Annotated in this window: 29 protein-coding genes, 1 pseudogene and 1 riboswitch; of the genes and pseudogenes, 11 read left to right on the top strand and 19 right to left on the bottom strand. The window is 45.9% G+C overall.

All coding sequences use genetic code 11. The annotated features are described in order from the left end of the window. Window positions 1–50: 50 nt before the first annotated feature. Window positions 51–1229 carry a phosphoribosylaminoimidazolecarboxamide formyltransferase gene (locus M5E81_RS03145; protein ID WP_040564796.1) on the bottom strand — a complete coding sequence of 393 codons (1179 nt, stop codon included), beginning with the start codon at window positions 1227–1229 and terminating at the stop codon, window positions 51–53. Window positions 1230–1299: 70 nt separating this feature from the next. Beyond that, window positions 1300–1378, bottom strand: a riboswitch (ZMP/ZTP riboswitch). 193 nt (window positions 1379–1571) lie between these two features. Here M5E81_RS03145 and M5E81_RS03140 point away from each other — a divergent pair. Continuing rightward, on the top strand, window positions 1572–2468 hold the full coding sequence (locus M5E81_RS03140) for a radical SAM protein (RefSeq protein ID WP_040564798.1): 897 nt from the start codon (window positions 1572–1574) through the stop codon (window positions 2466–2468). An 89-nt stretch (window positions 2469–2557) separates the two neighbouring features. After that, entirely contained in the window at window positions 2558–2638 is an 81-nt protein-coding gene (locus M5E81_RS11400) for a putative holin-like toxin (RefSeq protein ID WP_363316971.1), read from the top strand. A 120-nt stretch (window positions 2639–2758) separates the two neighbouring features. On the opposite strand, the gene M5E81_RS03135 is transcribed toward M5E81_RS11400, so the two are convergent. Beyond that, a complete protein-coding gene (locus tag M5E81_RS03135; protein WP_009144884.1) occupies window positions 2759–3988 on the bottom strand; it encodes a M20 family metallo-hydrolase in 1230 nt (409 codons plus the stop codon). Between the two features lie 218 nt (window positions 3989–4206). Between M5E81_RS03135 and uraA the strand changes: the two genes are divergently transcribed. Then, the gene (gene uraA, locus M5E81_RS03130; RefSeq protein WP_249747848.1) at window positions 4207–5454 is read left to right on the top strand and encodes a uracil permease; all 1248 of its coding nucleotides are present in this window, start codon (window positions 4207–4209) and stop codon (window positions 5452–5454) included. A gap of 80 nt (window positions 5455–5534) precedes the next feature. On the opposite strand, the gene M5E81_RS03125 is transcribed toward uraA, so the two are convergent. The 4 genes from M5E81_RS03125 to M5E81_RS03110 all read right to left on the bottom strand — a co-directional run bounded on the left by M5E81_RS03125 (window position 5535) and on the right by M5E81_RS03110 (window position 8755). Then, entirely contained in the window at window positions 5535–6416 is an 882-nt protein-coding gene (locus tag M5E81_RS03125) for an IS3 family transposase (RefSeq protein ID WP_249747005.1), read from the bottom strand. Next, window positions 6347–6910 carry a transposase gene (locus M5E81_RS03120; RefSeq protein ID WP_249747006.1) on the bottom strand — a complete coding sequence of 188 codons (564 nt, stop codon included), beginning with the start codon at window positions 6908–6910 and terminating at the stop codon, window positions 6347–6349. Before M5E81_RS03120 ends, M5E81_RS03125 begins: the two co-directional genes overlap by 70 nt. A gap of 111 nt (window positions 6911–7021) precedes the next feature. Continuing rightward, on the bottom strand, window positions 7022–8437 hold the full coding sequence (hydG, locus tag M5E81_RS03115; RefSeq protein WP_009144886.1) for a [FeFe] hydrogenase H-cluster radical SAM maturase HydG: 1416 nt from the start codon (window positions 8435–8437) through the stop codon (window positions 7022–7024). 60 nt (window positions 8438–8497) lie between these two features. After that, window positions 8498–8755: a TM1266 family iron-only hydrogenase system putative regulator gene (locus tag M5E81_RS03110; protein ID WP_249747847.1), complete on the bottom strand. Its 258-nt coding sequence runs from the start codon at window positions 8753–8755 to the stop codon at window positions 8498–8500. 162 nt (window positions 8756–8917) lie between these two features. On the opposite strand from M5E81_RS03110, the gene M5E81_RS03105 reads away from it, so the two are divergent. After that, window positions 8918–9118, top strand: a complete 201-nt coding sequence (locus M5E81_RS03105; RefSeq protein WP_009144888.1) for a hypothetical protein — start codon at window positions 8918–8920, stop codon at window positions 9116–9118. A gap of 179 nt (window positions 9119–9297) precedes the next feature. On the opposite strand, the pseudogene rbr reads toward M5E81_RS03105, so the two are convergent. From rbr to M5E81_RS03070, 7 genes and pseudogenes are all read right to left on the bottom strand, one after another. Continuing rightward, a pseudogene (gene rbr, locus M5E81_RS03100) lies at window positions 9298–9837 on the bottom strand (rubrerythrin). A 66-nt stretch (window positions 9838–9903) separates the two neighbouring features. After that, window positions 9904–10338: a Fur family transcriptional regulator gene (locus tag M5E81_RS03095; RefSeq protein WP_071585648.1), complete on the bottom strand. Its 435-nt coding sequence runs from the start codon at window positions 10336–10338 to the stop codon at window positions 9904–9906. A 279-nt stretch (window positions 10339–10617) separates the two neighbouring features. Then, window positions 10618–11682: a copper amine oxidase gene (locus M5E81_RS03090; RefSeq protein ID WP_249747845.1), complete on the bottom strand. Its 1065-nt coding sequence runs from the start codon at window positions 11680–11682 to the stop codon at window positions 10618–10620. A 94-nt stretch (window positions 11683–11776) separates the two neighbouring features. Continuing rightward, on the bottom strand, window positions 11777–12421 hold the full coding sequence (gene fsa / locus M5E81_RS03085) for a fructose-6-phosphate aldolase (protein WP_009144892.1): 645 nt from the start codon (window positions 12419–12421) through the stop codon (window positions 11777–11779). Window positions 12422–12492: 71 nt separating this feature from the next. Continuing rightward, the gene (locus M5E81_RS03080; protein ID WP_249747844.1) at window positions 12493–13110 is read right to left on the bottom strand and encodes a hypothetical protein; all 618 of its coding nucleotides are present in this window, start codon (window positions 13108–13110) and stop codon (window positions 12493–12495) included. An 88-nt stretch (window positions 13111–13198) separates the two neighbouring features. Beyond that, complete coding sequence (locus M5E81_RS03075) at window positions 13199–14500, bottom strand: amidohydrolase (RefSeq protein WP_249747843.1); 1302 nt, start codon at window positions 14498–14500, stop codon at window positions 13199–13201. Window positions 14501–14514: 14 nt separating this feature from the next. After that, the gene (locus M5E81_RS03070; protein ID WP_009144895.1) at window positions 14515–14706 is read right to left on the bottom strand and encodes a TFIIB-type zinc ribbon-containing protein; all 192 of its coding nucleotides are present in this window, start codon (window positions 14704–14706) and stop codon (window positions 14515–14517) included. A 234-nt stretch (window positions 14707–14940) separates the two neighbouring features. Here M5E81_RS03070 and M5E81_RS03065 point away from each other — a divergent pair, with 234 nt between their 5' ends. After that, on the top strand, window positions 14941–15654 hold the full coding sequence (locus M5E81_RS03065; protein ID WP_009144897.1) for an SIMPL domain-containing protein: 714 nt from the start codon (window positions 14941–14943) through the stop codon (window positions 15652–15654). A gap of 91 nt (window positions 15655–15745) precedes the next feature. Here M5E81_RS03065 and M5E81_RS03060 read toward each other — a convergent pair whose 3' ends face one another. Continuing rightward, on the bottom strand, window positions 15746–16051 hold the full coding sequence (locus M5E81_RS03060) for a hypothetical protein (protein WP_040564802.1): 306 nt from the start codon (window positions 16049–16051) through the stop codon (window positions 15746–15748). Window positions 16052–16418: 367 nt separating this feature from the next. Here M5E81_RS03060 and M5E81_RS03055 point away from each other — a divergent pair, with 367 nt between their 5' ends. From M5E81_RS03055 to trpS, 6 genes are all read left to right on the top strand, one after another. After that, entirely contained in the window at window positions 16419–16781 is a 363-nt protein-coding gene (locus tag M5E81_RS03055; protein WP_009145077.1) for a helix-turn-helix transcriptional regulator, read from the top strand. Between the two features lie 195 nt (window positions 16782–16976). After that, entirely contained in the window at window positions 16977–17450 is a 474-nt protein-coding gene (gene tnpA / locus M5E81_RS03050; protein WP_249747842.1) for an IS200/IS605 family transposase, read from the top strand. A 477-nt stretch (window positions 17451–17927) separates the two neighbouring features. Next, on the top strand, window positions 17928–19286 hold the full coding sequence (locus M5E81_RS03045) for a YadA-like family protein (RefSeq protein WP_249747841.1): 1359 nt from the start codon (window positions 17928–17930) through the stop codon (window positions 19284–19286). Window positions 19287–19541: 255 nt separating this feature from the next. Then, window positions 19542–19976 carry a DUF3887 domain-containing protein gene (locus M5E81_RS03040; RefSeq protein WP_009145074.1) on the top strand — a complete coding sequence of 145 codons (435 nt, stop codon included), beginning with the start codon at window positions 19542–19544 and terminating at the stop codon, window positions 19974–19976. A 118-nt stretch (window positions 19977–20094) separates the two neighbouring features. Next, window positions 20095–21465: a sodium-dependent transporter gene (locus M5E81_RS03035; RefSeq protein WP_009145073.1), complete on the top strand. Its 1371-nt coding sequence runs from the start codon at window positions 20095–20097 to the stop codon at window positions 21463–21465. A 75-nt stretch (window positions 21466–21540) separates the two neighbouring features. Next, entirely contained in the window at window positions 21541–22623 is a 1083-nt protein-coding gene (trpS, locus tag M5E81_RS03030; RefSeq protein ID WP_249747840.1) for a tryptophan--tRNA ligase, read from the top strand. A gap of 130 nt (window positions 22624–22753) precedes the next feature. Here the strand turns inward: trpS and rnc are convergent, their stop codons facing one another. From rnc to fabG, 5 genes are all read right to left on the bottom strand, one after another. Continuing rightward, on the bottom strand, window positions 22754–23473 hold the full coding sequence (rnc, locus tag M5E81_RS03025) for a ribonuclease III (protein ID WP_009146375.1): 720 nt from the start codon (window positions 23471–23473) through the stop codon (window positions 22754–22756). 18 nt (window positions 23474–23491) lie between these two features. Next, window positions 23492–24751, bottom strand: coding sequence for a beta-ketoacyl-ACP synthase II (gene fabF, locus M5E81_RS03020; RefSeq protein ID WP_009146374.1), 1260 nt, complete (start codon window positions 24749–24751; stop codon window positions 23492–23494). Between the two features lie 17 nt (window positions 24752–24768). Beyond that, window positions 24769–25719: an NAD(P)H-dependent flavin oxidoreductase gene (locus M5E81_RS03015; protein WP_249747839.1), complete on the bottom strand. Its 951-nt coding sequence runs from the start codon at window positions 25717–25719 to the stop codon at window positions 24769–24771. Between the two features lie 86 nt (window positions 25720–25805). Beyond that, window positions 25806–26036, bottom strand: a complete 231-nt coding sequence (locus M5E81_RS03010) for an acyl carrier protein (protein ID WP_009146372.1) — start codon at window positions 26034–26036, stop codon at window positions 25806–25808. A 56-nt stretch (window positions 26037–26092) separates the two neighbouring features. Beyond that, window positions 26093–26836 carry a 3-oxoacyl-[acyl-carrier-protein] reductase gene (fabG, locus tag M5E81_RS03005; RefSeq protein WP_009146371.1) on the bottom strand — a complete coding sequence of 248 codons (744 nt, stop codon included), beginning with the start codon at window positions 26834–26836 and terminating at the stop codon, window positions 26093–26095. Window positions 26837–26926: the final 90 nt, after the last annotated feature.

Genomic DNA, 26926 nt, shown 5'->3' with positions numbered 1-26926 from the left:
AACGTCCCACCCGTCAGACGAGTGGGACGCAAGTTCATTATAAAGCTATCTTAGTGGTGGAACAGACGCAGGCCGGTGAATGCCATTGCAATACCGTACTTATCGCAGGTTTCGATAACATTATCATCACGGATAGAGCCGCCTGCCTGTGCAATATACTGAACGCCGCTGCGATGCGCACGCTCAATGTTATCTCCGAACGGGAAGAATGCGTCACTGCCGAGAGCAACGTCCTTCAGCTGTGCAACCCAAGCCTTTTTCTCTTCGCGAGTCAGCGGTTCCGGTTTTTCGGTGAAGAAGTTTTCCCATACGCCGTCAGCCAGTACATCTTCATAATCATCGGAGATGTAAACGTCGATGGTGTTGTCGCGGTCGGGACGACGGATGCTGTCTTTAAACGGTAGAGCCAAAACCTTCGGATTCTGGCGCAGCCACCAGATATCAGCCTTGCCGCCTGCCAGACGAGTGCAGTGTACGCGGGATTGCTGGCCGGCGCCGATGCCGATAGCCTGACCGTCTTTTACATAGCAAACGGAGTTGGACTGAGTGTATTTCAAAACGATTAAGGAAATCAGCAGGTCGCGTGCTGCGCCTTCCGGAATTTCTTTATTCACGGTCGGACGGTTTTGCAGCAGATCAGCGGTAATTTTAGCTTCGTTGCGCTCCTGCTCGAAGGTAATACCGAATACCTGCTTATGCTCCAGCAGCTCCGGCTTGTAGTTTTCATCAATTTTAATAATGTTGTAGGTGCCTTTGCGTTTGCCCTTCAGAACAGTAAGAGCTTCTTCGGTATAACCGGGTGCGATAACACCGTCGGAAACCTCGCGTGCCAGCATTTTAGCAGTCTGCACGTCGCAAACATCGGACAAAGCAACAAAGTCGCCATAGGAGCTCATACGGTCAGCGCCACGAGCGCGTGCATAAGCATTTGCCAACGGAGACAGCTCCAGGTCATCTACATAATAAATCTTTTTCAGAGTATCGCTCAGCGGCAGGCCTACTGCAGCACCTGCAGGGCTTACGTGCTTAAAGGATGCTGCTGCCGGCAGACCGGTTGCCTCCTTCAGTTCTTTTACCAGCTGCCAGCTGTTGAAAGCATCAAGAAAATTGATATAACCCGGACGGCCGTTCAGCACCTCAATCGGCAGCTCGCTGCCATTGTTCATGTAAATACGTGCGCTGCCCTGATTAGGATTGCAGCCATATTTTAATGCTAATTCTTTCACTATAACTCCTCCTCTTTTGTATAGTGCCAGTCACTTAGACAAACAAAAAAACCGACACACTGGCACAAGAAAAAATCTTTGCCCAGACGGTCGGCGTGCTACCGGTCATACTCCCCTGTGGTAACCCACTTCCGTCAGTTATATGACCTAATACTAAAATTATAAGATGCCGCGTTGTTTTTGTCAATACCGGGCGATTGTGGTAAAATAAATGTATGATGAATTAGAGTGTTGCCCCCTTTAGTCTCGCTATCGCTCGACAGTTCCCCCAAGGGGGAACCAAGTATTCTTGTCTATACATATACCGAAAAGGCACGGCAAGCTCTTTTCAAAGGAGGAAATAATATGACTCTCTGTTATGTATGTCCGCATCGCTGCGGTGTAGACCGCCCTGCAAATATGTCTGATACTACAGGCTGCTTCGGCAGCTGCGGCGTAGGCCTCGCTCCGATTGTTGCCCGCGCCGGCCTGCATATGTGGGAAGAGCCCGTCATCAGCGGCACTAAAGGCAGCGGTACGGTTTTCTTTTCCGGCTGCAACCTGCACTGTGTTTTCTGTCAGAACTATGACATAAGCTGCAAGGGCTTCGGCAAGGAAATTACTATTGAACGTCTGAAGGAAATCTATCACGAGCTTATCGCCCAAGGTGCGCACAATATCAATCTCGTTACGCCCACCCATTTTACCGAGGCAGTGCTGCAAAGTCTGGCCGAGCCTCTGCCGGTGCCTGTTGTTTATAACACCAGCGGCTTTGAAACGCAGGATACACTGCGCCGCCTTAAAGGCAAGGTGCAGATTTATCTGCCGGATTTAAAATACAGTGATGATATGGCTGCTATCAAATACAGCAACGCACCCTACTACTTCCGCATCGCAACCGAAGCTATTAAGGAAATGTATAATCAGGTCGGTGACTACCATATTGATGATAACGGTATTATGACTAAAGGCGTTATTATCCGTCATCTGATTATGCCCGGAATGCCTGACAATACCAAGAGAATTATCGACTGGATTGCTGCCAACTTCAAGCCTGGGCAGGTAATGTTCAGCCTGATGCACCAATACGTTCCCTGCGGCCGCGCCAACGAATATCCTGAAATCAACCGCAAGGTTACGGATGAGGAATACAAGGAGCTGGAAAGCTATCTGCTGCAAAGCACTATCGAAGATGGCTTTGTGCAAGAGGGTGATGCAGCCTGCAAGGACTTTATCCCCTGCTTTGACGGTACAGGAGTATAAAAATATATTTTCTTTAAATTTCATAAAACGATATAATTTTCGCATAGAGATAGCCGACGTCGGTTTCCTGCTGGAAAGTGGGTGATGCTATGACTGTTTTCGAAGCACTTCAGCTTATGATAGGCTTTGCAACTCTCGTAGTTTTGATTTTATCACATCGCTCTAAATAAAGGCATGAAAAAAACCGCCTAACGGTTAGGCGGCTTCCTTCAAACTACAAATTTGCGAGGAAAGCCGACCTACCACAATCGGCTATCTCTATAATTATTATAGCAGTTTTTGCGCTATTGTCAATTGGCCTCTCGACGCAAAACCTCTGCCAGGACCTCAATGCCGCGGCAGATATTCTCAGTTGAAGCGTACTCTGCCGGGTTATGGCTGATGCCTGCTCGACAGGGAACAAAAAGCATTGTCGTGGGGCAGATTTTCGTCATATGCATAGCATCATGACCGGCGCCACTATTCATATGCAAGAAGCTGAAGCCCTTTTCTGTGCATATCGCTTCGCTCTGCGCGGCCAAGGCCTTATCCAAAGCAACAGGGCTGTCTGCTGTCAGCATTTCAATCTGCACGCCGACGCCGTCGCAGACAGCGACGTTTTCGGCCTGCTCGCGGATGCTTTGCAGCACGCGCGCAATGCTGGCTTTATCAACACCACGTACATCAACCCACAGCGTAACTGCTCCCGGTACAACGTTAATCGAACCGGGCTCTACATCCACCACGCCAACGGTACCGACACTGCCGTTGGCTTTTTCTGTTTCCGCAGCCTCGTTCACCGCCAAAATAAGCTTAGCAGCACTGACGAGCGCGTCACGGCGCATCCCCATCGGCGTTGCGCCGCTGTGGTCTGCCACGCCTTTAATATGAATTTTAAAGCGTGTCGGTGCCGCAATATTATGTACGATACCAAGCTGATGCTGCGTCTGCTCCAGAACCTTGCCCTGTTCGATATGCAGCTCCGCAAAGCATTTATAGCTGCCGGGCGCAATTACAGCATCACGATAAGCGTCAGGATTGCAGCCCCATTCACGCAAGGCCTCGATAAAGCTGATATCGCCCTTCTTGGCGCCTTTGTTCAGCTGCTCCGGCACTGCGCTGCCTGTCAGCAGCTTACTGCCCATAGTTGCAAAGCCGAAGCGACTCGATTCCTCCGCACGGAAGATGATAACCTCAATACTGCGCCCAAGCTCCTCGTCCTGCAGCATGTACAGCGCCTCCAGGGCGCCTACGACACCGCACATGCCGTCATAGGCACCGCCATGGATAACAGTGTCCAGATGCGAGCCTGTGGCTACCGGCGGCAGCAGCTGCTGTTTGCCATCGCGACGTAAGAACACATTACCCACAGCATCGGTGCGGATTTGCAAATGCAAATCCTGCACCTGCTCCAACAGCCAGCTCTGAGCCTTTTTATCCAGCGGACTGTAGGCAAGGCGGGTAACGCCCTCTTCACTGTCCGTAAAAGAAGCCAAGCCTTGTAAAAGTTTAGCTACACGTTCATGATTTACCTGTAACATTTTTATTCCCCCTTCATTCGGAAATAGCAACAAAAAATATATAATAAAGATGACAGCTTTATTATACTTGCTTCTTAAGCATCACACAAGAGCGGCACTTCATCTGAAAATCCGAGATTATGGAAAGTTTTTTACACTTTTGCTAAAAACTCCTTGCAATTAATGTAAAATCCACGTAAAATTATCATAGCAAAATTTAAGAAAAGAGGTTATTTATTTTGGAACGCAAAGTTATTCAAGTTGAAGAACGTCCGCCATTACTACTTAATATTCCGTTAAGTATCCAGCATCTGTTCGCCATGTTCGGCTCTACCGTGCTGGTCCCCTTTTTATTCAAGGTCAACCCTACCACCTGCCTGTTCATGAACGGCCTGGGTACCCTGCTCTACATCTTCATCACCAAGGGCAAAATTCCTTCCTATCTCGGCTCCAGCTTTGCCTTTATCTCTCCTGTACTGCTGATTATGTCCACCTCTGCCTATAACCATGCACAGTCCGGCTTTATCGTTTTCGGTCTGCTGTTCATGCTTTTCTCGCTGATTATTCACTGCGTAGGCACCAAATGGATTGATGTCATCTTCCCGCCGGCAGCAATGGGCGCAATCATCGCTGTTATCGGTCTGGAGCTGGCACCTGTTGCAGCCAACATGGCAGGTTTGACCGGTGATAACATTAATATGGTCAACGTGGCTATTTCTATGTTCACATTGGCGGTCGGCGTTATCGGCTCTGTTGCCTTCCGCGGCTTCATGAGCATCATCCCGATTCTCTTCGGCGTTGTCTGCGGTTATGTTTTTGCAGCTATCATGGGTATCGTCAACTTCCAGCCGGTAATCGACGCTCCCTGGTTTCAGGTACCGCATTTCTACGCTCCGGTTTTCGATATCAACGCTATTATGATTATAGCTCCGGCCGCACTCGTTGTACTGGCTGAGCATATCGGCCATCTCGTAGTAACCGGCAACATTGTTGACCGCGACCTGATTAAGGATCCCGGCCTTTCCCGTTCCCTGTTTGCTGACGGCCTTTCTAATGTTATCAGCGGCTTTGCCGGCGCAACTCCGAACACTACATACGGTGAAAACATCGGCGTTATGGCAATCACCAAGGTTTACAGCACCTGGGTTATCGGCGGCGCTGCTGTCATGGCAATCATCCTTTCCTTCTGCGGTAAGCTCAGCGAGCTGATTCACAGTATCCCCGTTCCTGTTATGGGCGGCATCTGCATCCTGCTGTTCGGCGTAATCGCTGCCAGCGGCATCCGCGTACTGGTTGAACGTCAGGTAGATTACAGCAAATCCTCCAACCTCGTAATGACCTCTGTTATTATGATTATCGGCCTTTCCGGTGCGAAGCTCTCCTTCGGTGCCTTTTCCGTACAGGGCATGGTGCTGGCAACCGTTGTTGCTATTATTATGAGCCTTATCTTCAAGCTCTTTGAATCCCTGCACCTGCTGAACGAATAAGACATATAAAGCACAAAACCGCTGCAGAAGTGATATGTACCCAGTTTTCTGGACACCGCTAAAAATTTGAATAATTATATTTACATCATGGATGCTTCTCTGAATTTAGAGGGAGGCATCCATTTTGTTTTAGCTTGAATTCTTTTGTTGTTATAATAATCGATGTACTCAGCTATAGCGTTTGAAAAAGATTCAAACGAAGGGTAATCTTTTTCAAATCCGTAGAACATCTCGTTTTTTAATCTGCCAAAGAAAGTTTCCATAATACAGTTGTCATAGCAGTTACCTTTCCTAGACATTGATTGAATGATTCCGTGCTTTTGCAATTCATTCCTATAAAATGCATGCTGATATTGCCATCCTTGATCTGAGTGCATAATAAGACCTTTTACAGAAGGAAAACCTTTAAATGCCTTTTTCAGCATGTCCTTTATTTGCGCCATATCTGGATGTAGAGAAAGATTGTAAGAGATTATTTCATTGCTGTTCATATCCAAAATCGGAGAAAGATAACATTTGCCCCAAGGCAGATTGAACTGCGATACATCGGTTGTCCACTTTTGCAAAGGTTTTTCGGTATTGAAATCTCGATTGATGATATTATCAGCAACTTTGCCAACATCGCCTTTATAGGAGTGGTATTTTTCCTTGGGACATTTTCCAAACAAGGTAAGCTGATTCATGATTCGTTGGACACGCTTGTGATTTACTCGAAAACCTCGATTCAGAAGCTCCTTATGTACGCGCCTTACACCATATCGCTTTTTGTTCTCGTTGAAGATAACAATAATTTCGGATGATAAGTCGGCATTTCGTTCGCTAACTTTATCTGTCTTGCTAAGCTCGTAATAGTACGTTGAACGCGACAGTCCAATCGCATCCAGCAAATAATTCAGTTTGTAACCTTCTTCACGCAGTTTTTGGACGAGCGCAGCTTTTTCGCCTTGAGTTGCGCTGCGCATCTCTCTTCTCTCAAGGCAATCTCTTTTTTTACAATAGCAATCTCCGCTCTCAAGCGCTCATTTTCTGCTCTGAGCAGAATCATTTCTTCTCGTTCTGATGGAGTAAGTTCTGCCGGCTCTATTTTTTTCTTCATTTCAGGCTCCTTGGGTGGTCGTCCTTTTCGTTGTGCGACCAATCCCTGATACCCTTTAATTTTATAGCATCTAACCCACTGATACAAGAGTCCAGCGTTAATTCCTGCAGAAATAGCTGTTTCCTTATTTGACGCACCAGCTAATACTTTGGCTACAAGTTCATATTTCTCTTCTGCTGACCAAGTTTTTCTCTGATTTTTATGTCTTAATGCTTCTGGACCACATTTATCTTCTATCCGAACCCAAACTCGGATTGTATTGTGGAAATTTTTTTCTGTTATATCTTTAGGCGTTTCAGGCCATTTACCTTGTCGATATAATTCTACACACTGTCTTTTGAACTTATAGCTGTATTTCATTAAAATACCCCCAATACTGGGTGTCCAGTATTGGGGGTACATATCAAAGCTCTGCAGCGGTTTTTAGTATTTACAACGCAAGCCTGCGAGCGCAGGCTTGTCTTTTTTATTTTAGAAACGGAAATCTCTTTCTCCCTGAGCAATTTTTTGCAGACGCTCTAGGCAAACCTCACGCACCTTTTCCTGCGGAATATTCGGCAACTCGGCCTGCAACAGTTTTTCGCCCAAAGCCTTTGTTGCCGGAGAAGCATAATCCTCCAGATATTCCTTCAGCGTCAGCAGCGCATTAGGATGGCAGCAATTCTGAATCTGCTTGGACTTACACAGCTCCATAAATCTGTCGCCTGTGCGTCCGGCACGGTAGCAGGCAGTACAGAACGATGGCAGGAAGCCAAGCTCCATCAGCCATTCAATTACTTCATCCAAAGAACGTTGGTCAGAAACGTCAAACTGCTCGGTATCGGTAGGGCGCACATCCTCGGTGTAACCGCCTACGGAAGTACGCGAGCCGCCGCTAATCTGAGAAATACCAAGATGCAGTGCCTTTTCACGCACAGCCTGATTTTCACGTGTAGAAATAATCATACCTGTATACGGAACAGCAATGCGGATAATAGCAATAATCTTGCAGAAGGTTGCATCATCAATACCGTTGTCAAAAACACCCGGGTCGATATCATCGGCGCGTTTGATACGCGGTACGCTGATGGTATGCGGACCTACGCCGTGTACTGCCTCCAGATGCTCGGCATGCATCAAAAGGCCGGCCAATTCGTAACGGTAACGCTCCAAACCGAACAGTACACCCAAGCCTACATCATCAATGCCGCCCTCCATCGCTCTGTCCATCGCCTCCGTATGGTAAGCGTAATTGTGCTTCGGTCCACGCGGGTGCAAGTTTTCATAGCTTTCCTTATGATAGGTTTCCTGGAAGAGGATATAGGTACCAATGCCCGCTTCCTTCAGCTTACGGTAATTTTCTACGGTAGTAGCCGCAATGTTTACGTTTACGCGGCGGATAGCGCCGTTTTTATGCTTAATAGAATAGATAGTCTTAATGCAGTCCAGAATATACTCAATCGGATTGTTTACCGGGTCCTCGCCAGCCTCCAGCGCCAAACGCTTATGGCCCATATCCTGCAGTGCGATAACCTCAGCACGCACCTCGTCCTGAGTCAGCTTTTTACGTCCGATATGCTTATTAGTTGCATGGTAAGGACAATATACGCAGTGATTGATACAATAGTTGGATAAATACAGCGGAGCAAACAGCACTATACGGTTGCCATAAAAGTCCTTTTTAATCTGCTCAGCCAGAGCAAACATTTCCTGTACCAGCTTTTCGTCCTCGCAGGCAAGCAGTACGCTAGCCTCACGATGGCTCAAGCCCTTGCGCAGCTTGGCTTTGGCAATAATCTGCTCCAGCAGCTCCTTGTTGTTTTTGTTGGCCTCAGCATAAGCAAGTGTGTCGAGGATTTCCTCATGACAGATAAATTCTTCGGCCTTCATTGATTTTGCATTATACATTTTGTCTCCTCCTTACAGGTCAGTAATATCTTTCCCGTCAGATAGTTTGTATCCAGCAGTCTATTCCTTGGCAATTACGTTGGAATAAACAGTTTTGGTATTTACACCGGCCAGCAGTCCCAGTTTACCGCTCATAGCGCTGATAATATCCTGCGGTGCATCAACGGCAACGCAGATAATATTAACATTCTTCTGGCGATAGGGCAGGCCCATGCGGCCGATAATATAACTGCTGTAGGTATGCAAAATTGCGTTAAGCTCTTCCACAGCCTCAGGCTGCGTTACAATCAGAGAGATAACAGCTACTCTTGTTTCCATACTAATCACCCTTCTCTTTTTGGAACATGGCAGAATCTAAATCTGCGATATTTTGCTGAATATATCTATAATAGTATACCATATTTCACGAAAAGTGTGGTATACTAATCCTATAAATATTTATCCGCTTGTAAACAGCTTATAACAAAAGGAGCCATTATAATGCTGAATATATTTTTCTCTTTATTTCTTTTGGGCATGCTGATCGTTTTATGCGGCAAGGCTATCAGCCGTGCCATGCACCAGCAACAGCCGTTAAACAGCAAGGAAGCTGCTCTGCTCATAGCACTTTCGCTTGGCTGTCTTTTTGCCCTGAACGCCGGCGTCAGCGCTGTCTACAAAACCCAGCTGCTTTTCTACTGAAAAGGGCGCAGCCCGGCTGCCGCAAATGCGGCAGCTTTTTTCTTTACGCAAAAAAGAGGCAGACAGCAGGCTTTTGCCTCGCTGTTTGCCTCTTATGCTGCTATTTTGTTTTACGTTCTGTCGCAGAAATCCCCATTAAAGCCTTTTAAAGCGTCTATAATTAATTCTGCTTCAGCAAATTAATAGTTGGTTACCTTCAGCTCGAAATAACCTTGAGGATGGTCGCATACCGGACATTTTTCCGGAGCCTTTTCAGCAATAACAATCTTGCCGCAGTTAGTGCAGATTCAAACCTTTTTCTCTTCACGTTGGAAAACACGGTCATTCTCAATGTTTGCCAAAAGCGCACGATATCTTTCTTCATGCTCTTTTTCAATCTTGCCTACTTCTTCAAACAGGAATGCAATTTTATCAAAGCCTTCCTCTTTGGCAACCTTGGCAAATTCGGCATACATTTCGGTCCACTCATAGTTTTCGCCTGCAGCTGCATCCTTCAGATTTTCAATAGTCTGGGGAACAGCGCCACCATGCAGTGCCTTGAACCACAATTTAGCATGCTCTTTTTCATTACCGGCAGTTTCGGTAAAAATAGCGCCAATTTGGTTATAGCCTTCTTTTTTGGCTGCACTTGCATAATATTGGTACTTAGTGTGAGCCTGAGACTCGCCGGCAAAAGCGGTCTGCAAATTTTTTTCAGTCTTGCTACCTTTTAAATCCATTTTCAATTCCTCCTCTTGAAAACGACGCAACAGCCTTCCCAAACTAAAGCTTATATAGCCTTAGAATCAGTTTTGGTCATCACCCAAAACTTCTTCGCTTACAGGGCGCTCTGCCATTTCCTTTTGGCATTCAGGGCAGATACCGCTGAAAACAATATCATGATGATTCATTTTGTAGCCAGTTACAGCAGCTACCTTTTCATCCATATCCGGGATATAATCAAAGTTTTCTACGTTCATAAACTTACCGCATTCAGTGCATTTGATGTGATAATGTCTTGCGAGAATATGATCAAAACGATCAGCACCGCTAGGAACGGAAACCTTGCTCAGCAGGCCGCTTTCAACCAAAGAATTAAGGTTGCGGTAAACGGTACCTTTGCTGATATCGGGATACTCCATAGTGATGCGGTCATATACTTCTTCAGCAGTAGGGTGATCTGCTAAAAAACGTACAGCCGCGATAACAAGTTGTCTTTGAATAGTGTTTCTTTTAGCCATTTTCACCATCCTTTATCAAAAATAATTCTCATTTAGAATTATACACCCTCCGTTAAAATTGTCAAGTATTTTTAGTACCAATCTACAAAATAATCACAAATAAATTTCTACTTTTTTTGCTGTTGTCTAGCAGATAATCAATTCATTCTTAATTCTAAAATTACTCATATAGAAAAAACATAACAAAGAATAGAAAATGCTTCTCATTAACACTTGATTCAAGATATAAAAAAAGTACTGTCAGAACTTTGTCCGACAGTATTAGTTAACCTATACCATTTATTCGGTTTTCTCCCAGATTAACTGCACAGGCAGATTAGAGGCTCCGGGAGGAGACCAGATAAAGCTGTATTCTCCTGCTTTCAGCTTTCCAAGCTCAATGGCTTCCTCTATTTTTGTCCCTACGCACACCGTGCTCTCCGGTAATGCCAGCAGCTGACGCTCACCCTTAGTTTTATTTTCCAGTACGCCATAGCCGGCAAATGGTCCGCCGATCGGATTCAAAATAAAGCTGATAGGCTTTTTACCGGTAACAGTAAAGTTTACCTTATAGATAACGCCGTAGTTACCGTAGTTTTCCGCAGGCAGTCCGGTAGTAGCATCAACGCCCTTGGCATAGCCCTCCTGCGACGTTGCCAGCTCCAGCATGAGCGGTTTTTCCGGCGCATTGACAGGCTTTTTCAGCGTATAGTTCCAGTCTGCAGCCTCAAATGTACCGCGCAGCGGATGTTCATCCATCGGCTGAATTGCGGCAGCCTCGTTAAACAGCTCCAGATCACTCTTTGTTTCGCACATCAGTACACTTACCTCAACAGGCTTGTCAAAGTGCAGGTCAATAGTTGCCGTATACAGCTTATCTGTCGGCAGAATAATTCCGCGACCGCTGAGCAGCTCATGACTGCGGCCAAAGCCCAGCTTGCCATCCTGCGGCTTCTGGCTGCTGTCATCAAAATATTCCTTTTGAGAGTTTTTGCCGTCACGCATATAATCATAGTTAAAGCCTGCCACACCGCTGCGTGTTACATTGTAAGTCACAGGGCGCAGATTGTCTGTATTCTTCAGCATTACCGCCAGCTTTTTCTTACCGGCAACACCATTGACATGATGCAGAAATAAACGTACATCACCCTCCACCTTATCTCGGTACAGTATACCGTTATTATAAACAGTTTCCGGACTGTCGCTGAAAAGCAGCTTCGGTCCATTGGCGACAAAATCCGCCTGCGCCTTCTCGGCAACATAATCCTCCGGAATAAATACCGGTCTTTGCTGTGCGCCTGCTATGTTCAGCACGCCACAGGATACAGTAACAAGAAAAGCCTGCAAAGCTTTTTTTAAGTTCATCAAACCCCTCCCTCAAACTCACGAAAAACTAGCCGCAGCCAAAATTATTCACTATAATTAAAGCTGCGGACTCAGTAACAATATTCTAAGATTTTTATTTCAGGCTGTTTTTATAATCAGCCATAAACTGCGCCAGCCCTTTATCTGTCAGCGGATGGACAATCATCTGCTCCAACACCTTAGTCGGAATAGTTGCAATCTGGCATCCTGTCAGCATAACCTTTTCCACGTGTTCCAGATTACGGATGCTTGCAGCAATTACTTCGGTAGTAATGCCATAAAGCTTAAAAGCTTTAACAATGTTTTCTACCAGCTGTACACCGTTTTCACCGATATCGTCCAAGCGTCCGATAAACGGGCTGACATAGCTGGCACCTGCGCGTGCGGCTAGCAAAGCCTGGGCCATACTGAATACCAGAGTTACATTGGTTTTAATACCTTCCGCGCTCAGAATTTTTACTGCCTTCAGGCCTTCCGGGATGCAGGGAATTTTAATAACGATGTTATCCGCAATCTTTACAAGCTTGCGTGCTTCCTCTACCATGCCGTCACATTCGGTGCTGATAACCTCAGCGCTGACAGGACCGGCAACCAGCTTGGCAATTTCCGGAATAACCTCAGCTTGTGTACGGCCGCTTTTGGCAATCAGGCTCGGGTTGGTTGTAACACCATACACAACACCCCAATCGACAAATTTGGCAATCTCCTCTACATTAGCAGTATCCATAAAAATCTTCATTTTTTAACTAACCCTCTTTACAAATCAAATTCATATTTTTGTTATTTATTATTGTGCTTTATTGCGCGTCCTTACGGAAGTATGACTACCTTCTCAGGATGAGTCTGAGCTGGCAAGCTCAGACTCATCATGCTGCTCCAAACAAGCAGCTTATCGCCTTTTTTAATCTTAGCGAAGTCTGCGCAGGCAGCTGCATCAATCGTTGCAATAACATCATTATTGGTGTTGAGTACGGTTACATAGCTTCCATCCTTAGCAAGACTTGCCTGTGCTACCTCAAAAAAGCTTGCAGGCTCTTCGCTGTCTTCAATCACAATCGCCAGAGCATGGCTTTGCGGCGGCATGCTGCGTGTCATGGTTGCGGAATAATAAGCAGTAACCTTCTGGCCTTCCTTTAAAGCATAGGGCAGACGCAGCTTACCGCTGGCACCCTCCACAACGTAGGTATCACGGTCAACAATAGCTGCAACCATATTTCTGCTGCCCTCGCCTTTAATAACATACATACCATCCTCTACAGCAACGATTTCACCACGGGTAACATAGGTTCCCGGTGCGCGCATTACCTCAGGATTTGCCTGTACCTCATCCAGGGGAGAGGATTGAGCCGCGTCAGCGGCGAAAGCACTGCCGGCACCCAACAGCGCCATGCAGGAAAATACTAAAGCGATTTTTTTAAGTGATTTCATAATATATGCCTCCAAGATATTGCTTTTGTTTATGCTTATAAGTATAGCATAAGATTATGGCAAAATCATGGCAGTTTTGATTAATTATTTACTTGTTGCTGAAATGTACAGCGATTTCCGTAACGGTAGCAGCAGCCTTCCACAGGCAATCCTCATTGAAATCGAAGTGACTGTTGTGATGACCTGCGGCGATTTTGGTACCGTACATCATATACAGAGCACGGCCGCCGTGCTGCTGTACGCGCTCCATGAAGTAACCGCAGTCCTCGCTGCCGCCCATGTCCACATATTCAACAACCTCGTCATAATGACATTTTTCCTCAATCAGCTCTGCTACCTCATGGCCCAGCTCCTTGTCTGCAAAGCAGGCAGGTGCAGCCCCGGCCATGGTGATTTTTACCTTAACGTCATACATAGCGGCGCAGGCATTAAGAATGCGCTTAGCCTCGGTAACCATGTATTCATCAATTTCGGTAGTAGCACCGCGTGTTTCCAGCTTAATAGCAGCGATATCAGGCACAACATTGCGTCCGGTGCCGGCGTTGAGTACGCCTACGTTAATACGGCTGGAGCCCTTGCTGTTACGGGGAATGGTATTCAGGGAAATTGCAGCCTGTGCTGCTGCCAACAAAGCATTCTTGCCCTGCTCCGGAGCAGCGCCTGCGTGGGCAGACACACCGGTAAATTCCGCATCCAGTTTCGTAGTTGCCAGAAAACCGTCAGTCATCGTTACCAGGCAGTTGTTTGTAGTAGCCTTGAAGCCGATATGACCGCCGAACAGATAATCGACATCATCAACTACACCGGCGTTCATCATAGCGAAGGCACCGCGTACACCTTCCTCCGCAGGTTGGAAAATCAATTTTATGGTGCCTGCCAAACGTGCTTTATTGGCGGCAAGCAGCTTTGCTGCCGACAGGCCGATGGTTACGTGACCGTCATGACCGCAGGCATGCATAGCCTTTTTATGTTCGGAAGCAAAGCCTTCCTTAGCTGGGCGATGCTCCTCGCTGCGCTCCTCTTCTACATCGTTGCAGTCCATATCAAAGCGGAAGGCAACTGTTTTACCGGGTTTATCTGTTTTAAGAGTTGCCACGATACCGGTCTTGCCGCCTGCCATCTTCTTTACCAGCTCCGGATCCGCACCTTCGCTGATTGCTCTTTGCATATAATCAGCCAGCTCTGCCTCGCTCGGCACGCCCATCATAGATTTTTCGTCAATAACGTCATCGCCGAATTTAACATCATAGCCAAGATTTTTCAGCTCACCGATAATCATGCTTGCCGTACGGAATTCCGTCCAGCCTGTTTCCGGATGTCTATGCAAATCTCTGCGGCGTTCGACCATTTCATCTTTTAATTCTTCAGCCTGTTGCCAAATTGTTGCCATGTTTCTTACCCCCATTAAAAAAGTACAGTCTGCTCACTGTCTAAAGGCAGATAAACCTCGCTCTTATCTTTTAAACGATTGTTATTATCCACCCACTGTCCGCACGGACATTGTATTGCAGCGGTAGGCAGCGCCCAAGCCAAATGTTTTCCGCAATCAGGACAGATATATTCTACCTGCAGCCTGTCACGCTCTTTTTTCTTCATAAATAAAGCGCACCTCCTGCTTCTTATTGCGTTTTTTATTATAGCACATTTGTACCATTAAGAAAATGCTTTGACGGCAGTAAGTGTTAAAAGTAAGTAAGTTAAGCAACTGCTTCATTTTATTTATTAATGTCATGCTCCTGCCGGTTCGTGTTTTTTCTGTGTCTTTCAGGTTAAAATTGTATTTATATGCTATAATTAAGCTGATTAAATCAGAGTCAGGAGGTTAGAAATATGACTAAGATTAAACAAATGCTTTGTGCCCTGCTTACCGTCTGCCTGCTGCTTATCGGCAGTACAAATGCTATGGCAGCACAGCCTGATACACCGAGCATCAGCGTCAGCGCCAACGCAAGCATTGAGGTGGCACCGGATACTGCCGTAATCAGCTTTGATGTCAATGGCAAGGGCCGTACCGCTGCCGAAGCAACAAGCGCATCTGCCGCCAAAATGGATAGTGTTAAGCGTAATCTTCTTGGCTGCAATATTCTGGGTAATGATATTACAACAACAAGCTATACTCTTTATCCAGATACCGATATCAAGGGTAAAATCACCGGTTATACCGCCAGCAACAGTGTGCGCATCAAGCTCAAGGATATCAGCAAGCTTGGTCCGGTAATTGATAAAATCAGTGCTGCCGGCGTTGATACAATCAATAATATTTCCTTCAGCGTCAGCAGCAGAGAGCTTTACCGCAACAAACTGCTGGCTCAGGCTGTTGAAAACGCACGCCAGCAGGCTGCCGTGGTTGCCAATGCCGGCGGACGCACGCTCGGCAAGCTGCTGAGCGCCAACATCAGCACCTACAGCGGCGGCATGGGGCGCTCCTATGGCAACATGAAGCTGATGGCTGCATCCGACAGAGCTGTTGCCCCCGAAACAAGCATCTCTGCGCAGGAAATTACGATTAAAGCCAGCGTTGATACTGTTTTCGCCATGGAATAAATTACTGCAAGCTAAAAACTGCTGCCTAGCGTCACAGACGCAGGACAGCAGTTTTTTCTTTGGCAGAACAAGCCTGCCGTATTGCACTGTTTTATTTTTTCTTCGGCAGCTTATATTCCTTCAGCGCCTGAAAAAGCTCCGCACTTCCGGGTGCATATTGAGCGCACAGCTCCTTGAGTGCCGCAAAGTTTTTCAGCTCTACACCCCACAAAAAGCAGTCAGCATCATCATAAGCAGCAACAACGATAAACTTTTTGGCATCCAGCGGTGTTTTGCCCAAATCATCCGTCAGCATAATATAATCCGTGCCAAAATCCATACCGTACACCGTAATATTTTCTTCCGGAGTAGCATCCTCCCAAAAGCCCAGTTGATCAAAATCAGCAGCAGTAAGCATAATACACCTCATTTTCATATAATCTATCCTTAATATAACACGTTGCGCTGTCATTTGCAACTTTAGCTGATGACATAGTCTAACTTATCTTTATGCCGCTGACTCGGCTCCTTATTCAGCCAAAATTTGGTTTACTATTTTTTATTATTAGTTAACAATATAAAGATATTCAAATAGTAAATTTTGTAAATAAAATTCGTCTTTTTTTTATAAAAATACTGCCCTATCCTACCCGAAATCGCCATTTGGTGTAGGGACATTCAGGTATAAATCTGTCATAATATACTTGAAGGACGAAGCAACGGCTCGCGTTCATACCGATGAAGATAAAATATGCTATTGTTAAACAACAGCTGGAGGTGTTATTATGGCAAGCTTAACTGTAAATCCTGACTACAAGCTTATCGGCAACAATATCAAACAAATGCGCACCAAATCACAGGTGTCTCAGCAAAGCCTGGCAAAAGCGATTAATATTTCCCAAACCCACATGAGCAATCTGGAAAACGGTAAGACCGGCGTAAGCCTGGCAATTGCCATCCGTATCTCCCAACATCTTAAATGCAGCCTGGATGAGCTGATTTTCGGCACTAATAAAAAATCTTATCCGGCAGCAAGCAAGCCATTGAGCGACCACACTGTTGATGAATTCAATCAGCTTCTGAAGCGCTCTCTGGCAGAAATGATGTTTCAATGTCTGCAGCACCCGGAAGTCCAAAATGTAAAATAAATCGAGCTGCTTTTCAGTTCTATCCTTAAAGCCGCTGCGTCCCTTTGGACGCAGCGCTTTTTGTATGCAAAAACCCCGCCATTGTGGCGGGGTTAAAAAGAGCTTAAGCGGTGAGCAAAGAAAAGAAGCTCCTAATGTGTTAATATACTAATGACCTGCCAGTCAAAGTAAAAAACACATTAGGAGAACATTAAAATGCCGAAAAAGCAAGATAATATCGTAAATAGTTTAGCACATACCAAGTGGAATTGTAAGTACCATATAGTATTTGCGCCCAAATATCGTAGAAAAATTTTTTATGAAGAAAAAAGATTGGCGATAATGTATATATTAAGAACAATATGCGGATGGAAAGGAGTAGAAATAATAGAGGGAGAAGTATGTCCAGATCATGTACATCTGTTGTTAAGTATCCAGCCCAAAATGAGCGTTTCGTATTTCGTAGGATACTTAAAAGGAAAAAGTAGTCTGATGATGTTTCAACGGTTTGGAAATATTAAATTTGCATATCGAAATCGCGAATTTTGGTGTAAGGGATACTATGTAGATACAGTAGGTAAAAATACTACTGCAATAAAAGAATACATAGCAAATCAATTGGAGCGAGATAAAGAAATGGACCAGTTAGTGTTATTTGATCCTAAAGATCCATTTATGGGTAGCAAGTAATAATTGCATGGCTGGCAGGCCAATAAAAGACATATTTATGTGTGGCTGCTGAAGATAGGGCTATGCCCGAAAAATAAAAGCCACCCGCTAGGCGGGTTGATCTTTACTTTCTAGTAATGCAAGGTATTCCTTACTGTAGCTACGTAGAAAAAAGCAGTAAAAATTCACAATTTAATTGCGCTTGATAGCTTGTCAATTTTATCTTAATTTTCTTGTTTTTTATCGTTTGAAATTCCGTTTTTAGTTTATAAGATATAGTCATCTTTTAAATTAATAAACTATGTTTATAAATTGATTTATTTGACTGTAGTTAAACCGCGATATTATAATAATTATAATGAGAGGATGAAGAATCCGGCAAAAAATGAACAATATATTCCTTATCCAATATGTACTTATATCTACGTTGCTGTAAATCTTTTTCCTCTAAAGGCTTAACTCACATAATACAAAAAATTTCAGAGGAGTGTGATTTTTATGAAAAAGACTATGTCGAAAAAAATTGTTGCCATTATGGTTTGCACTGCTGCTTTGGCCGGTATTTATGGTGGGCCGGTGTACGCAGAGAGTTTGTACAAAGGCAATCTAAGTGATATAGTATATGTAAAAGGAGGATCTACAGGGTTCCCCCGTATTACCGACCTTGATTTGGATAAAGTTACAATTGATGGCACTAATGGCTCTATTACTATAAACGGTCAAAAAATCCAAACTGATAATATGAATAATATTTATGTGAATACAGGTCTCCATACCACAGGCCAAATTACTGTAGATGATAATTTGTCTGTTAGTAGAAACGCGACTGTAAAAGGCACACTGGCAGTTGGTACAGATGGCGGCCAATTCATTGTAGGCGAAAATGGTGCTATCAGTGCTGCCGGCGGCAACTTCTCTGTAGCAGCTGATGGTGCAACAGCAGTAAAATCTACCCTTGATGCGGAAGGAAAGTCAACCCTCAAAGGAGGTTTAGAAGTTACCGGTGGTGCTACTACAGACACACTGTCTGTTACCGGCGCTGCAACTGCTGGTAGCCTGAACGTTACCAACAACGCAGCTGTTGGCGGCGGTTTAAATGTTACCGGTGGCACTACTACAGATACCTTGACTGTTACTGGCAATTCTAACCTCCAAGGTGACCTGACTGTTACCGGCGATTCTAAACTTAACGGCAAACTCGAAGTTACTGATAAAGCTACTCTTAAAGGCGGTTTAAATGTTGCCGGTGGCACTACTACAGATACCTTGACTGTTACCGGCGATTCTAAACTTAACGGTAAACTCGAAGTTGATGGCACTTTTTCCGCTGCAGAAGGCAATTTCTTTGTAGCAGCTGACGGCGCAACAGATATTGCTGCGAACCTGAATGTTAAAGATGACATCGTTTCCGAAGGAGGCGACGTTAAAATCAAAGACAAAAACACTAACGAAATCAAACTTTCCGACCTTGGCTATCTCGGTGATCTGGATCAAGAACTGACTGCTCATTCTGAGTACAACGGCACTGCAGTTGGAGCCTTCAATGCAGAGGCTGCTATCCGCCGCGGCGAAATCGCCCGCCTTGATAACCGTATCGACGAACTGGATACCCGCGTAAATAAGGTTGGTGCAATGGCTGCTGCTATCGCTTCCCTGAAATCTATCGGCTACTCCCCCGAAGCTCCTACCGAATTCTCCGTTGGCGTAGGCCAGTACAAAGGTAAAACCGGTATTGCTCTTGGCTTCTTCCACTATCCGAACAAAGACTTCATGCTGAACTTCAGCATGTCCAGCTCCAGCGGCGAAATGATGGGCGGCATTGGTGCAACCTGGCGCTTTGGCAAGGCTAAAGGCTAAACAGATAATCAGCAGACCTTCACATCGGTGTATGCAAACTAAAGCTTTAGTAAAGCAACAATAAAATAGCTGTTATCGAATACTGGTGTCATCCGCGTGGCACCAGTATTCTTATGTCAAGATAATGACGCACTCCCAAACTAAAAATCAAATTTTTCTTAAAATGCTTTTAAAAGACTTTACTAATTGAGAAAAAACAGTTATGATTATATATAGAATAGGCTTTTAAGCTATATTTAATTGGAGGTAATGTAAATGAAAAAATTAGTTTTAGTCTTAACTATGCTGCTTGCATTTGCATTTAGCAGTCTGGCATTTGCTGCTGACGGCGGCGATTTGAACAAGGAGCAAAGAACCGCTGAAAAGATGATGACAGCTCTTGAAGGTGATGCTGCTACCAGCTATGCAACATTTGCTCCGGCTCTTAGCGCTGAACTGAGCAAAACAATGGACCAGAAAAACTTCACTGCTATCCAAAGACAGGTTAAGCAACAATTTGGTTCCTTAAAGGAAACTAAATTTTTCAGCTTTGAGCGCTATGACCAGGCAGATAAGGTAACCTATATCGCAGGCTTCTCCAAAGAAAAAATCGTAGTTATGTCCTTTGTCTTCGGCAAAGATGCTAAGTTGCAAAACTTCAGCTTCTCTCCGTACAAAGCACCGGAACAAGCTCCTGCTGAAAAGAAATAAGACCTTTTGCACTGCATCCTGCTGCCCAAGCCGTGGGATGCAGTTTTTTATTGCTTATAACCAACCTTTCGCTTATAATTAACTTATCCAAAAATTTTTAGGGAGTAGGTATATATTTATGGAAAGAGAAAGCTTTTCCTCACGTCTTGGCTTTATTTTAATATCTGCCGGCTGTGCTATCGGCTTAGGCAATGTCTGGCGTTTCCCGTTTATTACGGGCTTATACGGAGGTGCCTCCTTCGTTTTAATTTATCTTTGCTTTTTGCTGCTTTTGGGCTTGCCCATCATGGTAGCGGAATTTGCTGTCGGCCGTGCTAGTGTACGCAGCGCTGCAAAATCCTTCGACGTACTGGAGCCTGCCGGTACAAAATGGCATCTTTATAAATACGGTGCTATTGCCGGCAACGTTCTTCTGATGATGTTCTATACCACGGTTTCCGGCTGGATGCTGTATTATTTCTACAAAATGGCTGTCGGCGGCTTTGTTGGTCTGGACGCCAAAGGTGTCGGCAACGTTTTCGGCAGTCTGCTGAGCGACCCCGTAACTATGGCAGGCAATATGATTATTATCGTTCTCTCCTGCTTCGGTGTCTGCTATCTAGGCGTCAAAGCCGGCGTTGAGCGTATCACCAAAAATATGATGGCCTGTCTGCTGCTGCTCATGCTGATTCTGGCAATAAACTCCATTACTCTGCCCAACAGTTCCGCAGGTCTTAAATATTATCTCTATCCTGACTTCAACAGAGTGCTGGAGCACGGTATCCGCGAGGTAGTTTTCGCCGCTATGGGACAAGCCTTCTTCACGCTGAGCCTTGGCATCGGCGCACTGGCTATCTTCGGCAGCTACATCGGCAAGGAACAGCGCCTGACCGGTGAAGCAATGTGGATTATGGCACTGGATACCTTTGTAGCGATTGTTTCCGGCCTAATTATTTTCCCGGCCTGCTTCAGCTTCGGCATCAACCCCGACAGCGGTCCAAACCTGCTGTTCATCACCCTCCCCAACGTGTTCAACGCCATGAGCGGCGGCCGTATCTGGGGTACTCTGTTCTTCCTGTTCATGCTTTTCGCAGCCATGTCTACAGTAATCGCTGTATTCGAAAACATTACCTCCTGCATCTGCGATTTAACCGGTTGGGAGCGCAAAAAGACTATTCGCTTTAACATTATCGCGATTATCCTGCTTTCCCTGCCCTGCGTGCTGGGTTTCAATCTGTGGGGCCACATTCAGCCCTTGGGCAAAGGCACCTGCATTCTTGACCTCGAAGACTTCCTTGTCAGCAACAATTTGCTGCCCTTGGGCAGTCTGATTTATCTCAGCTTCTGCACCAGCCGTTACGGTTGGGGCTGGGATAACTTTATTGCAGAGGCAGATACCGGTAAGGGCATTCCCTTCCCCAAATGGATTCGCTTCTATGCTACCTACATTCTGCCGCTGATAGTGCTGTATATCTTCTTCAACGGATACTATGCTATGTTCGTAAAATAAGGTTGCGTTGACAGTTTACGTCAGTGCATTTATAATTATTATATAAATATAAGAACAAAAAGAGGTAAGACTAATATGAGTAAAATTATCCTGACCGGCGACCGTCCTACCGGACGTCTGCATGTAGGCCACTATGTAGGCTCTCTGCGCCAGCGTGTACAGCTGCAAAATTCTGGTGCATATGATAAGGTATATATCATGATTGCTGATGCCCAGGCGCTTACAGACAACGCTGAGCATCCGGAAAAGGTACGTAAGAACATCATCGAGGTAGCACTGGATTATCTGGCATGCGGTCTTGATCCTGCTAAATCTACCCTTTTCATTCAATCCATGGTACCGCAGCTGACCGAGCTGACCTTCTACTATATGAACCTGGTTACTGTATCCCGTCTACAGCGTAACCCGACCGTTAAGAACGAAATCAAAATGCGTAACTTTGAAGCAAGCATTCCTACCGGCTTCTTCTGCTATCCTATCAGCCAGGCTGCAGATATTACCGCTTTCCGCGCTACTGTAGTGCCTGTAGGCGAAGACCAGCTGCCGATGCTGGAGCAATGCAAGGAAATCGTGCACAAGTTCAATTCCGTGTACGGCGAAACTCTGGTTGACCCGGATATCATGCTGCCGCAAAATGATGCCTGCCTGCGTCTGCCCGGCATTGACGGCAAGGCTAAGATGAGCAAATCCCTGGGCAACTGCATTTATCTTTCCGATGAACCGGAGGATATCAAAAAGAAGGTTATGTCCATGTACACCGATCCTGACCATGTACGCGTAGAGGATCCCGGTAAGATTGAAGGCAATACTGTTTTCACCTATCTGGACGCTTTCAGCACTGAAGAGCACTTTGCCAAATTTCTGCCGGACTATGCTAACCTGGACGAGCTGAAGGCTCACTACCAACGCGGTGGTCTGGGTGACGTAAAGGTTAAGAAGTTCCTCAACAACGTGCTGCAGGACGTGCTGGAGCCCATCCGTGAGCGCCGTCACTATTGGGAGCAACGCATCCCTGAGGTTTATGAAATCCTGCGTGCAGGCAGCAAGGAAGCTGAAGCTGCTGCTGCTGCAACTCTGCATGACGTACGCGAGGCAATGCGAATCAACTACTTCGATGACGAAGCTTTGATGAACCAGCCCTACGAAAAACAACACTAAGCCATATACTGCAATCCCCTCTTTCCGAACAGGAAGAGGGGATTTTTTTGTGCGCTATGAAGCCCGTAAAGCTGCCTGCAGGCAAAATAAAAGACCTACGGTATTGCTACCGTAGGCCGATATTGTAATGTTATTCCTGATTCTTTACATGCAGCTGTGCTAGCGCCTGCTTAGCAGCATGCTGCTCCGAATCTTTTTTAGTACGACCGCTGCCCTCGCCTATAACAGTATTCCCCAACATTACCTGAGAGGTAAATACCTTGTTATGCTCCGGACCGGTGCTGCCTAAAAGAACATAATGAATATCTGCATCGCCGTCACGCTGCAGATACTCCTGCAAACGTGTCTTGTAATCATTAAAGATACCATGGCGACAGATGAAATCTATTTCCGACTGCATCATGCCCAACAGGTAGGCCTGTACGACCTCAAAGCCCTGATCTAGGTAGATGGCACCCAAAACAGATTCAAAAGCATCAGCCAGGATGGAGGGGCGCTCGCGTCCTCCGCTCAGCTCCTCGCCCTTGCCCAGCTGCAGATAGTCACCCAGATGAATCTTTTTGGCATATTCATACAGAGAGCCTTCGCAAACCAGATAAGCACGCAGCTTGGTGAGCTGGCCTTCAGCCAAATCAGGAAAGTTCTTATACATGTAGGTGCTCACGATAACGCTGAGCACGGAATCACCCAAAAACTCAATCCGCTCATTATGATGCGGTTTAGGATACTGCTTAGCTTCATGGGCATAAGATGTATGGGTCAGAGCCATGTCAAGAAGCTCTAAATCATGCATATGGATACCCAGCCCCTGGCAGAAGCTCTGCAGCTGCTGTGTACGTTTTTCCTGCATTTTAATCAATCCTGCTTATTAATCAACGTATTTTTTGAATACGATAGAAGCGTTGTGACCACCAAAGCCCAGGTTGTCGCTCAGTGCAACATTAACAACTTTCTTACGAGCTTCGTTCGGTACATAATCCAGATCCAGCGGACCTTCCGGATCGTCCAAATCCTTATCCTGGTAGTTGATGGTCGGCGGAATGATATCGTTTTCGATAGTCATAACGGTAGCAATAGCTTCTACACCGCCGGCAGCGCCCAGCAGATGGCCGATCATGGATTTGTTGGAGCTGATGCACAGTTCGTAAGCATGCTCGCCAAATACCTTCTTGAAGGCAATGGTTTCGCCCAGGTCATTACGATGGGTAGAAGTACCATGAGCGTTGATGTAGTCAACCTCTTCCGGTTTTACGCCAGCGTCAGCAACTGCTGCAGCGATGCAGGCTGCCGGAGTTTCGCCGGTCGGGTCCGGAGCGGTGATGTGGTATGCGTCGCAGTTCATAGCAAAGCCGGCCAGCTCAGCATAGATGTGTGCGCCACGAGCCTTAGCATGCTCCAGCTCTTCGAGAACCAGAACGCCTGCGCCTTCACCCATTACAAAGCCATCACGCTTTTTATCAAACGGGCAGGATGCTGCTTCAGGGTTTTCATTGTTGGTGGACAGAGCCTTCATGTTAGCAAAGCCTGCGATAGCAATCGGAGAAACTGCAGCTTCGGTGCCGCCTGCCAGCATTACGTCAGCATCACCGTATTGAATGGTGCGCAGAGCGTCGCCGATGCAGTTGGTGCCGGTAGCACATGCAGTTACGATAGCGGTGTTAGGACCTTTCAGACCGGTTGCAATAGCAATCTGGCCTGCAGACATGTTCGGAATTTCCATTGGAATGAAGAACGGGCTGATTTTGGACGGGCCTTTGGAACCCAGCTTCAGGGATTGCTCCAGGAAGGTGTGGATGCCGCCGATACCGCTGCCAACGCAAACGCCGCAGCGCAGAGGATTTTCCTTGCTCATATCCAGCTTAGCATCTTCGATAGCCAGCTTAGCAGCAGCAACTGCAAAGTGGGTTACACGGTCCATACGCTTGCCTTCTTTTTTATCGATGAAAGCAGTGTAATCAAAATCCTTAACCTCACCGGCAATCTTTACTGTGAAATCAGTAGTGTCAAACTGACTGATAGGGCCGATACCGGATTTACCGGCAACCAGGTTATTCCAGAAGGTATCCTTGCCGATACCGATAGGAGTTACAGGGCCAACGCCAGTTACTACAACTCTTCTTTTACTCAAAATAGTTCACCTCGTAATCAAATTTTTGAAATTTCATCCTTTATACGCCTGAAGATTTCTTTTACAGGCAGTATTCCCTTGATTTTCCACATATTGGCACCGGTGAAAACAAGACCGGTTTCTACGTCACCCTGCTGCGCACGTGTCAGCGCTCTGATAATACAGAAGCTGTGGGTGCAGTGCTTTAAGCACAAATCGCAGGTGGTGGGTTTAGGAGCTTTATTTTCTAAAGATAACTGTGCAAAGGGATTGCGGATAGCACGTCCCTTATAGCCTACAGGGCTATCAATCTGCACAACATCTTCTTTAGTCATTTTAAGATAGAATTCTTTTAAAGCAGGTGCGCCGTTGGATTCCTCACTGGCAGCAAATCTGCTGCCCATCTGCACACCGCTTGCGCCCAGCTTCAAAAGCTCGGCAACATCACTGCCGCAGACAGCGCCGCCGGCAGCAATAACAGGTATATTAACGGATTTAACAATCTCCGGAAGTATCTCTTTAATAGATTGCTGGGTTCCCAAGTGACCGCCTGCTTCGGTGCCTTCGACAACGATAGCAGAAGCTCCCAGCTTCTCAGAAATCTTAGCCAGTTTTACAGAAGAAACAATCGGTACTACTTCGACACCATATTTACGTCCGACGGCAAAAATATCTCTTGAAAAACCGGCGCCGGCTACGATTAAATCTATTTTCTCTTGTGCAGCGGTAGTAATCAGACCTAAAAACTCTCTTGCCGCAAACATTGCATTAATACCGATAATACCTTTGCCACCTGTAAGTTTTCTTGCCAGACGTATTTCTGTACGCAGTTCGTCAAAGCTCATGCCGGACGCTGCGATAAGTCCAATACCGCCTTCTTTAGCTACAGCAGCTGCCAAACGGGCTGTAGACAGCCTGATAGCCATGCCTCCTTGTATAATCGGTACTTCAGCAACAAGCTTACCGATTTTCAGCACTGGTAGTTTCAACAAATATCCCCCATTTCAGGACTAAAGTAGAGTAGCTTGTGTCCGGGAACCCACAAGGGGTTCCCTAAACATAAGCAGGTAAAGCATTATTTTTCTTCATCCAGCAGTTTAACAGCGTCAGCTACAGTGCGGATTTTTTCAGCTTTTTCATCAGGGATTTCAACACCGAATTCCTCTTCGAAAGCCATGATCAGCTCAACGATATCGAGGGAGTCAGCGCCGAGATCATCGATGAAAGCGGATTCCATCTTTACTTCGTCAGCGTCAACGCTCAGTTGTTCAACAGTGATGTCTCTTACTTTGTCGAAAGTGCTCATTACGATTCACCTCCTTCCAATAGGTAAAGTTGCAGGTCTCCCAAACGGGCCCCCTATTACATTACCATACCACCGTCAACATGTAAAGTCTGTCCGGTAATATAATTGGCGTCATCGCTCACAAGGAAGACAACAGCCTTGGCAATATCAGTAGTTTCACCCAATTTGTGTAAGGGTATAGAAGTCAGCATACCTTCAACAACTTTGTCGGAAAGTACACTGGTCATATCAGTTTTAATAAATCCGGGAGCAACAGCGTTCACGTTAATACCGCGAGCAGCTACTTCCTTCGCTACGGATTTGGTAAAACCGATTACGCCGGCCTTAGCAGCAGCGTAGTTAGCCTGTCCAGCATTGCCCATAAGACCAACGACAGAGCTGATGCTGACAATTTTGCCGGCTTTTTGTTTCATCATGTATTTGATAGCAGCCTTGGTGCAGTTGAACACACCCTTCAGGTTGGTGGTCAGAACTGCGTCCCAATCCTCTTCTTTCATACGCATCAGCAGACCATCGCGGGTAATGCCTGCGTTGTTTATGAGGATATCAATGCGGCCGAATTCTTTTACAACTTCGTCTACCATAGCAGTAGCAGCTTCGTTGGAGGAAATGTCTGCCTGTACTACGAAAGCCTTGCGGCCCATAGCTTCGATTTCTGCAGCAACCTCTTTAGCGGCAGCTTCACTGCCTGCGTAGTTTACAACAACATCAGCACCTTCTGCAGCGAGAGCCAGTGCGATTGCACGGCCGATACCACGGGAAGCGCCGGTTACGAGGGCTTTTTTACCTTCTAATTTCATTTTGAGTTCTCCTTATCCTTCAATTCATCAACTGTCTTTTATTCTTCACAAATACATACTGCATGTACATATAGGGGAACCACGAAGCGG

Source organism: Phascolarctobacterium succinatutens, assembly GCF_023497905.1.
In the GTDB taxonomy this organism is placed as follows: domain Bacteria; phylum Bacillota; class Negativicutes; order Acidaminococcales; family Acidaminococcaceae; genus Phascolarctobacterium_A; species Phascolarctobacterium_A succinatutens.
The sequence above is the reverse complement of the archived record's forward strand: the minus strand, read 5'-3'. Positions and strand labels throughout refer to the sequence as shown.

Bases quoted from the DNA above. Each gene is read 5' to 3' on its own strand.
- M5E81_RS03110 (WP_249747847.1), bottom strand. From the start codon at position 8,755: ATGGAAACAAGAGTAGCTGTTATCTCTCTGATTGTAACGCAGCCTGAG.
- M5E81_RS03105 (WP_009144888.1), top strand. From the start codon at position 8,918: ATGCTGAATATATTTTTCTCTTTATTTCTTTTGGGCATGCTGATCGTT.
- M5E81_RS03120 (WP_249747006.1), bottom strand. From the start codon at position 6,910: ATGAAATACAGCTATAAGTTCAAAAGACAGTGTGTAGAATTATATCGA.
- M5E81_RS03075 (WP_249747843.1), bottom strand. From the start codon at position 14,500: ATGGCAACAATTTGGCAACAGGCTGAAGAATTAAAAGATGAAATGGTC.
- M5E81_RS03140 (WP_040564798.1), top strand. From the start codon at position 1,572: ATGACTCTCTGTTATGTATGTCCGCATCGCTGCGGTGTAGACCGCCCT.
- hydG (WP_009144886.1), bottom strand. From the start codon at position 8,437: ATGTATAATGCAAAATCAATGAAGGCCGAAGAATTTATCTGTCATGAG.
- M5E81_RS03090 (WP_249747845.1), bottom strand. From the start codon at position 11,682: ATGAACTTAAAAAAAGCTTTGCAGGCTTTTCTTGTTACTGTATCCTGT.
- tnpA (WP_249747842.1), top strand. From the start codon at position 16,977: ATGCCGAAAAAGCAAGATAATATCGTAAATAGTTTAGCACATACCAAG.
- M5E81_RS03060 (WP_040564802.1), bottom strand. From the start codon at position 16,051: ATGCTTACTGCTGCTGATTTTGATCAACTGGGCTTTTGGGAGGATGCT.
- M5E81_RS03055 (WP_009145077.1), top strand. From the start codon at position 16,419: ATGGCAAGCTTAACTGTAAATCCTGACTACAAGCTTATCGGCAACAAT.
- fabG (WP_009146371.1), bottom strand. From the start codon at position 26,836: ATGAAATTAGAAGGTAAAAAAGCCCTCGTAACCGGCGCTTCCCGTGGT.
- M5E81_RS03080 (WP_249747844.1), bottom strand. From the start codon at position 13,110: ATGAAATCACTTAAAAAAATCGCTTTAGTATTTTCCTGCATGGCGCTG.
- trpS (WP_249747840.1), top strand. From the start codon at position 21,541: ATGAGTAAAATTATCCTGACCGGCGACCGTCCTACCGGACGTCTGCAT.
- M5E81_RS03135 (WP_009144884.1), bottom strand. From the start codon at position 3,988: ATGTTACAGGTAAATCATGAACGTGTAGCTAAACTTTTACAAGGCTTG.
- M5E81_RS03040 (WP_009145074.1), top strand. From the start codon at position 19,542: ATGAAAAAATTAGTTTTAGTCTTAACTATGCTGCTTGCATTTGCATTT.
- fsa (WP_009144892.1), bottom strand. From the start codon at position 12,421: ATGAAGATTTTTATGGATACTGCTAATGTAGAGGAGATTGCCAAATTT.
- rnc (WP_009146375.1), bottom strand. From the start codon at position 23,473: ATGCAGGAAAAACGTACACAGCAGCTGCAGAGCTTCTGCCAGGGGCTG.
- M5E81_RS03045 (WP_249747841.1), top strand. From the start codon at position 17,928: ATGAAAAAGACTATGTCGAAAAAAATTGTTGCCATTATGGTTTGCACT.
- M5E81_RS03010 (WP_009146372.1), bottom strand. From the start codon at position 26,036: ATGAGCACTTTCGACAAAGTAAGAGACATCACTGTTGAACAACTGAGC.
- M5E81_RS03070 (WP_009144895.1), bottom strand. From the start codon at position 14,706: ATGAAGAAAAAAGAGCGTGACAGGCTGCAGGTAGAATATATCTGTCCT.
- M5E81_RS03095 (WP_071585648.1), bottom strand. From the start codon at position 10,338: ATGGCTAAAAGAAACACTATTCAAAGACAACTTGTTATCGCGGCTGTA.
- M5E81_RS03035 (WP_009145073.1), top strand. From the start codon at position 20,095: ATGGAAAGAGAAAGCTTTTCCTCACGTCTTGGCTTTATTTTAATATCT.
- M5E81_RS03125 (WP_249747005.1), bottom strand. From the start codon at position 6,416: ATGCGCAGCGCAACTCAAGGCGAAAAAGCTGCGCTCGTCCAAAAACTG.
- M5E81_RS11400 (WP_363316971.1), top strand. From the start codon at position 2,558: ATGACTGTTTTCGAAGCACTTCAGCTTATGATAGGCTTTGCAACTCTC.
- M5E81_RS03065 (WP_009144897.1), top strand. From the start codon at position 14,941: ATGACTAAGATTAAACAAATGCTTTGTGCCCTGCTTACCGTCTGCCTG.